At 58.3% G+C, this 7,659-nt stretch carries 5 protein-coding genes and 1 pseudogene; 1 reads left to right on the top strand and 5 read right to left on the bottom strand.

The genetic code is table 11. The features are described from left to right. Positions 1-35 precede the first annotated feature (35 nt). The 4 genes from RH90_RS19515 to RH90_RS22265 all read right to left on the bottom strand — a co-directional run bounded on the left by RH90_RS19515 (position 36) and on the right by RH90_RS22265 (position 6,525). Positions 36-2,351, bottom strand: coding sequence for an ATP-binding protein (locus RH90_RS19515; RefSeq protein ID WP_157134752.1), 2,316 nt, complete (start codon positions 2,349-2,351; stop codon positions 36-38). Positions 2,352-2,431: 80 nt separating this feature from the next. Next, positions 2,432-3,370, bottom strand: a complete 939-nt coding sequence (locus RH90_RS19510; RefSeq protein ID WP_029625499.1) for a cytochrome-c peroxidase — start codon at positions 3,368-3,370, stop codon at positions 2,432-2,434. Further along, a complete protein-coding gene (locus RH90_RS19505; RefSeq protein ID WP_010188261.1) occupies positions 3,367-4,119 on the bottom strand; it encodes a response regulator in 753 nt (250 codons plus the stop codon). Before RH90_RS19505 ends, RH90_RS19510 begins: the two co-directional genes overlap by 4 nt. A gap of 1,344 nt (positions 4,120-5,463) precedes the next feature. Beyond that, positions 5,464-6,525 carry a class I SAM-dependent methyltransferase gene (locus RH90_RS22265; protein ID WP_010188259.1) on the bottom strand — a complete coding sequence of 354 codons (1,062 nt, stop codon included), beginning with the start codon at positions 6,523-6,525 and terminating at the stop codon, positions 5,464-5,466. Between the two features lie 196 nt (positions 6,526-6,721). Between RH90_RS22265 and RH90_RS19495 the strand changes: the two are divergent. Next, positions 6,722-7,009 (top strand): annotated as a pseudogene (locus tag RH90_RS19495) (integrase core domain-containing protein); the annotation flags it as partial. A 261-nt stretch (positions 7,010-7,270) separates the two neighbouring features. Here the strand turns inward: RH90_RS19495 and RH90_RS19490 are convergent. Further along, on the bottom strand, positions 7,271-7,659 hold a 389-nt coding region (locus RH90_RS19490; protein WP_010188254.1), incomplete at its 5' end, for a methyltransferase.

Here is a 7,659-nt window from a genome sequence, read left to right as displayed (position 1 = left end):
AGCTTGCGGCTCGCTGACGCGGCCGACGTCGGTTGCTACTCTACAGTCTCGACCGGCCTTGACGCTGGTTTACCGCCGGACAAAAGTGCGGACAACGTGGCGATTTCGATCGGATAATTCAGCCGGAAGCATGGAATATCCGTCTCTGCAACCGCCCCCTCTGGGACCGCTAGGAATAACGGACGGTCGGCCAGGACCGTCTTGAGCTCGAGAAGCATTCCCGTTATTTGCGCCGGCTCTTGTGTCGCGATCAGCACGCCATCGCACTCGATAATGACATCTCGAAGCGTCTTCACATCAATCGAGAGCGGGAAGCCAAGAGGTTCATAACCAAGCTCGGCGAGAACTTCTTCTTCGTGGGATAATGCCGCCGCTTCGCAAAGGAGCAGTATCTGAGCGCCATCGCCAATAATAGGGGTATCGGCGTCAGCAGACAGTTCAGGCAACCACACCGCAAACCGCGCTCCACCGCTCGGAACATTTTCGACGTCGATCGTGCCACCATGATCCTGAACAATTTCCCACGCGGTCGAAAGACCTAAACCGGTACCACCCGCTCGCGTCGTAAAGAACGGCTCAAAGAGGCGCGGATAGGCAGTCGCAGGGATACCGGGGCCACTGTCGCTCATCGAGACAACGATATAATCTCCTTGGTCAAGGCCACCGTGGCTCATGTGCCTTTCATCGCTTAAATGGGCCCTGCGGGTTGCGATTATGATTGGCCGGCCGCCGCTTGCTTGGGCCGCATTGTTCAAGATGTTCAGAAACACTTGCTGAAGCTCAGATCCAGCTCCCAACACCCGAAGGCAATTATCAGTCGGCGCCACTTCGAAGGTCGTTTCATGACGAGAGGAAGCAGATAGAAGCCGAACAGCCTGGGTCAGGACATCCGGCAGTCGGATCGGCCGCTTGTTTGCGCGCCCCTGCTTTGCAAAGCTCAAGATATCGTCGACCAAGTCACGAGCACGCGCGACCGCGTTTTGTATCTCCTCGAAATTGTGCCGGGCCGATGTGCCCTGCCGAGTGCGTTCCTGCCCCATCTCAGCAAAGCCGCCGATGGCACCGATGATATTATTGAAATTGTGGGCTACGCCCGAGGCCATCGCTCCGATCGTCTCCATCCTACGCGCCCGCGCCAGCCTCCTCTCCAGTCGGTCGCGTTCCAACTGCAGTACCTCGCGTCGAGCACCATGTGCGATGGCGACAACAGCAGAACTGACGCCTGCTACATGGTCGCGTCGTTGGGCGGAGGTCCGGCAAGGTGGCTCGAATCCGATGACTACACCAAATGGGCCGGCCGTTCGCAGAAGCACAAGGTTACTGATGCCTGCGTCCTCCATAGCGAGATCGAGCGTCGGATGAATGTTTCCGTCACCGCGGGACGCGATGATTTGGCAGCCGTGCCAAACTGCATCGGCGTCCGCTGCATCAACGAGCTTGCGAAGCCAGCGCGGATCTAAATTGCCGTCCGGCCATGAAAAATGCGAAAAACTGGGGACGCCGGGAATTATTAGCTGGAGCCGTTTCGCGCCGATATGTAGGGCTAGTCGGTCTACAGCTTCATGGACGCGAGACACAAAGTCCCCCCCCCCAGTATCGATGAGCGGGATGGCGATCGCAGCACTCAGACGCCCGTTCGCAGCCTGGCCCTTTAATTCGCGCGTGCGCAAGCGTTGAACGAGGATGAGCGCGAGCACCGAACCCATCAAGAGGATCACAGTAATAGCGACCGCGAGCTGCAGATGTTGGATAGTAGCTGCCCGGGCCCGCGACTCCTCATGAAGAACCGACTGGAGCGCAACAACCTCGTCGTCGATTCGCAGCGATCGGATCGTATGCAACAAGCGGTCGATCTCGGGCAGGACCGAGACCAGCAGTCTTGCATGGGAAATGAGTTGCGCTTCAGGCGTGCCCCCCGCCGGCAAAAGCGTCCGAGCAAGAACGTCTTTCGCGGCCATAACTGACTGTAAACTCGTGTCCAGGGTCAATTGGAGAATCCGTGCCGACAGTCGATCTTGACCTGCTACCGTTGGACGGTCATTTGATGTGAATCGGGTCAGCGAGTTCTGCAATAGCGCATTGTCGGTCTTGAACCGCTCGACCAGACCCTCTTGCCGACTGACCTCGATCTTTAGACGGGCAAGCCGGACGCTCGCCTCGGACTTCTTCGGAAGCCGGTCGAGAACGTCCAAACTTTCGCGTCCCTCGGCCAAATCGACATTGACCGGATCGTAGTTGCGCAGAAGGCCCGCCCGGGCGTCAAGCAGATCGATCTGCAGTTTTTGCTCTGACAGGCAGAACCCCATGATAGCGCCGCTTGCTTGAGCCATCCAATGACGAGTATCGTTCATCGATCGCACCGTGAATAGGGCCAGCGCGATGCCTGACACGAACAGGAGGGCACTCGCCAAACGGAGGGTTAGCAACCATCTCACCGCCTAGCCCCTGCCGCCGGGCGTAGCTGATGCCCTTGGTATTTTCCTGTCAAAGCATTGAGAAAGGACGAAATATCCTCGATGTCACGATTGCTGATCTCAAGGTTCAGCTGGGAATGCGCCATCTGTTTGATGGCGCGGCTTAAATCGTCAACGCTACCGTCGTGAAAGTAGGGCGGGGTCACTGCTACATTTCTAAGGCTCGGAACCCGTAGAAATGGTGGGTTTGCATCACCCAATGGATGAAAGATGCCGCGACGTTGAAATAAGTTCGCGCCGATATTTAAGCCCTGATGGCAGCTGGCGCAGCCTAAGCTGCGGAAACGTGCAAATCCGCGGATCTGTTGATCCGTCATCGCCGCCTTGTCGCCCCGCAAGTACCGATCAAAGGGCGCGTCCGGTGTGACAAGAGTGTTCATGAAAGCCGTCAGAGCGTCGGCCAGGCTCTCTTCTGTTGGCTTTGCCCCGTATATTGCGCGGAACCGATTCAGCATCGTCGGATCGGCCGCGAGCCGGCGCGCCGCCAACCCACCGCCACTCATGAGGTGCTCGCTCCGCAATGTCCCGAGCGCCAAGTCATGAAGACTGCGAACATGCCCTGCCCAGCCAAGCCGAAAACTGAACACGCTGTTAAATACCGTCGGCGTGTTAACCTGCATGGCGTGGGCGGCATCCCCACGATCCAAGCGGGATGCTGTCGCGCCGTTGGTGCTCAGGTCGTGACATGACGCACAACTAAGTTTCATGAACCGAGACATGCGGCGATCGCTGAACAGATCACGTCCGAGAGCAATTTTGTTCGCATCACCCGCTTGCGGGAACGGCAGCGGCGAGAACGCGTCACGTATTGGCCTATCGCGAGACGCCTCCGCGCGAGCCAAACTGAGGCCGAGCACGCTTGCCGCAAGCACCAACGCGAGAGAGGCCGCTTTCACGCGACGTCTACAGTTACATCGAACCGGTAACCAATCCCACGCTCGGTCCGAATGAAGTAGGGCGCCCGCGGGTCGTCTTCGAGCTTTCGACGCAGGCGCAGGATCTGCACGTCAATGCTCCGATCGAACACGTCCTCGTGAACACGAGTCGCCTGCAGAAGATGCTCGCGCGAAAGCGTCCGCTTAGGCGCCTGAACGAAAGCACTCAGCAGCGCGTATTCTCCCTTCGTCAACACGATCGTCTCTCCCGCTGGCGAGATTAGCTCACGCTGCCTTTGATCGAACGACCAACCGGCAAAACGAAAAATGGCCTCGCGCTGCTTTGCAGGGCTGAGACGGTCCATGCTTCGCCGGCGTAGCGTGGCACGGACCCGGGCCAGTAGCTCGCGAAGGCCGAAAGGCTTGGTTACATAATCGTCTGCGCCTAACTCCAGGCCCAGCACACGATCAATCTCCTCGCGCCGACTGCCGGTGATGAGAATGACCGGCAAGACGCTCTTAGCCCTGAGTTCGCGAAGGATATCAAGGCCATCATCCTCGCCGAGATGAAGATCAAGGATCATCAGGTCGGGCTCGCGAACTGCAAGCGAGTGCATCATTCCCTGGCGTCCTCCGACGGCCGACGCCCGAATGTTGTGCTCCGTAAGATAGCCGACGATCATCCGCTGCATTGCGGGGTCGTCATCGACAATCAGAACCCGCGCAGCCTTCGTTTGTGTTGTAAGGTTGGCCGTGTCCAGAAAAGTCACCGAGAGCTCCTAGTTTTGCGCCCTGCCCTAATGCTTATTAAGGGGGTGGGTGTGATCCAGAACCGCGTCTGTCACCGTTGTAACCATTCTCTGCTGTCGGCCTCGCGCTCGGACACGTTCACGCTAAATTCCCTGGCTCCCCGATCGCGTCTCATCATTGCACGCAGCGGACGGTTCTGACCTTCCCGATTCGCCCTAGACTTACCCCGTCCGTGGCGACGGCGGCTGTTATCGCCTGTTAGGTCACGATAGGCTCTTGCTCGCAAAGTCATCGCCCTACTGCGTGTCCGAATGCCGTCATGCAGTCCGCGCCGATGACCGATACCGTTTGGCTTCGAAAATTAAGGTACAAAGGGCCCGGCTAGCGACACGGAAGGGTTGGAAACCTGTCTCAGCGGCGACAACGGGCAGGGGCGCCTCGCTGACTTGGACATCGACCCCGTTCTTTCTTCCTACGACATAGATGCGCGGCTGCAGATCATGGTCGATGGGCCATAGACGATGCGCCCTAACGGATGCAGGTTCTGCTCCAGCGCGTCTCGGCAAACAGCTCGACAGTGAACCACGTGCCGTCACGCCCAAGCGCTGACGCGACATGCTGGCCCAAACTGACGGCAGCCCCCCCAGGATCGTGCAGACAATCGAACAACGCGACAATCATAATCTGCCCCCCGCATAATACTCTGCCGATGCGACCTGGAGTGCAACACTGTCGCCGACGCCCCCTTCGCGTGCCGCTTTACGCGTGCGGGCAGTCGAGCAGGCGTCGATCCGCCATGCCCGTAGCTAACGTCCGCAACGAAAGCGCCCCGCTAAAGCTTTGCCGACAAGCCCCCGACGCTGAAATCCGCTATTTAGCAAATTGGCGTTGTAGCCCGACCGAAAAAAGCGTTCCTTTTCCCAGAACAAACAGTGTCTGTGTTTTGCCAGTGTAAGCCCTTCCCTGAGTGGAAAGCCTCGGCAACTTCTGGTTTTCCGATCCATATCGTCTGGCCGTTCTCGAAAGCTCAGATAAAGAACGCTTGATCAGTATTATTCGCGAAGACGGCGCCGTGGTGTTGGGTCACGTAAAACGCCCTGTCGGCCTGTCGTAATCAAGATATTGTACTGCTGTGATAGCCTAAAGCGTTCCAGGAGATACCCCTCCTGCGATCTCGTCCTCTCGGCGACTCATGCTGCGCGGCAGGTTACGCTAAACATGCCCTGCCGATCAAACGACGAAGGATCCCGTAACGCACTTGCGATGTGTGTGGCGTATTGCCGATTATGGCTAGGGCGCTGGTTGCTTTCATTCGTACCGACTCCCGTAGTTATGGGTCTGGAAAGGATGGAAAGCGCTGGGCGTCATCGCTGAGCCACGAGAAGTGTTCCCTTCTCGGCAGGGGAAAGAACTATCTGGGTCGGCGCGAAGAAACCCGCTTCCGTCACCATCTGCGACAACTCGTCAAAGGTGTAGGTGCGGGTGCCGGTCTCGACCAATAGGGTGAGCCGGAAGGCCGTTTCAAACAGACTCGGGGTTGTCTCGCGCGGATAGTCGTGGATGATCAGGATGCCACCCGGACGCATCGCTTGAGCGAGCCGTTGGAAGATCTCTCGATTCTCGGTGATGCTCATGTTGTGAGCGACGCAAAGATAAAGTGCGATGTCATAGTCATCGCCCCATTTGTTCGTCCGAATGTCACCGGGGCGAACCTCGACACGGTCGGCTAGTCCCGTGCCCTTGAGGCGCTGAGCCGTGCCTACAACCGCACTTTCAAGGTCGATAATCACCGAGCGGAGTTCCGGGAAACGGTCGCAAAACGCCATGGAATGTATGCCATGCGACCCGCCCAGATCTAGCATCCGCTTAGGCCGGACTGGTAAATTCGGCACCCGAAGCAAGTCGGGAGCCACATGCTTCGCAAAAGCAAGCATGTAGAGCGCGAAAGACCGGCCTAGCTCCGGCTCCGCGGTCATTCGGTCCCAGAGAAGCCGTTCGGGCCCTCCTCGCCGAACAGCCCCCGACAGATCATCCATGATCGCCCACGCGTTCGCCGTCCACGCGAGCCCAGAGCTATAGTCAACGGATCCGCAGCTGGTGAACCAGCGGGTCGTTTCTGGAGCATTGGCCAACTTTGCCCCGTCCCGTACGAGGTAATGGGTCGCGACAAGAAAATCCGCGAGGCGTTCAACCCCGTCCCGGTCAGCGCCAATCGTGGTAGCTATAGCTGTCACTTCGAGGGGCTCGACGGCGAGTGCCTCAAACAGGCGTAGGCGACCAGCCGTTGCGAGAGCGGACGCCTTCATCATGGAGATGTAAATATCCATCATCGGCAAGGTGAGCAGATCGTGGTTCGCTGGACTGCGACCGGCTCGGATGTCGATCGAGTTCCCCCCAAGGTCCAGCAGGCTTAAAGCTCCGTGCATGGCTTCCAACAGCTCCTCTATTGCTGCGGGGGAATGGCGATGTCGGCATGTCGCTAGCATTGCAGAGCGGCGCGCTTACGTTTCGATCGTAACGTTCAAGACGTCTCAGCCAGGCCCTGTTGACATAGTCGGTTACGCGGCCTTGTCTTCATCAGGGCCGTCGCGACTCCCGAACCGTCGCTTCCCAATGTGCTATGGACCGGAGTTTATCTCGAAGGCTCTTGATCGCTGGGCATACGAGAACGGCATCACACTCGACTTCAGACGGCCGGGAAAGCCAACAGATAATGCCTTCGTGGAGTCGTTCAACGGCCGCCTGCGGGACGAGTGCCTCAACACCCACTGGTTCCTGTCGCTGGAGGACGCCCGAGCCAAGATCGAGGCCTAGCGGCGGGATTACAGTGAGAGCCCCCCTCACACATCGCTTGGCTGGCTGACGCGGGTCGAATATGCTGCCGCGACGGCCAAGATCGCCGCCAAATGAATGCCGGAAACTCACCTTCGAACTGGATGAGAAACCGGGGGATCCTCAAGACGACAATGCACTAACTATCTACCCGGACCACCCGGTGAGGGCTGCTTAATCGCAACCGACGCCTCGTCAAGGACTTTGAGCAGATCATCCGATCCGCCACCGCCTCCTTTATGCCGCCTCAGCTATGATACTCATCCGACGCTTGGCTCGTTACGCCTGAGATTCGAGACGGACGCTCAGTTAAGCAATGACGTTATGAACTACCCCTGCTCAACGGTAAGCGACAAGCGCGGCCGAAGTTCCTTCAAGCTGAATGCGGTCTGTCCGAGCGAACCCGGAGCTGCGTGTCCAGCCCGAAAACTGTGCGAAGGAAAAGTTGAAGCCACCCGCGGTTTCAACCAGCATGTTAAGCGACATAAGTAGGCCCGACGCGTTCTCCCGGCGAGCATCATCGATGACATCTTCGATGACGACGAGCGCGCCCCCATCGGTGAGTGCCTCCCATGCCTTGCGTATCAACGACACTTTGGTCTCGAGATCCCAGTCATGTAAAACGTTGCCCATCACGATCACGTCGGCGACCGGCAATCTCTGCTTGCTGAAATCACCTGCCACCGCTTTTACGCGACCGGCGCAATCCTCCGCGGCGAGTCGCATCG

This window comes from Sphingomonas sp. PAMC 26605, from assembly GCF_000241485.1.
GTDB lineage: Bacteria > Pseudomonadota > Alphaproteobacteria > Sphingomonadales > Sphingomonadaceae > Sphingomonas.
Note: the sequence above shows the minus strand (reverse complement) of the source record. Positions and strands in the feature narration are given on the sequence as shown.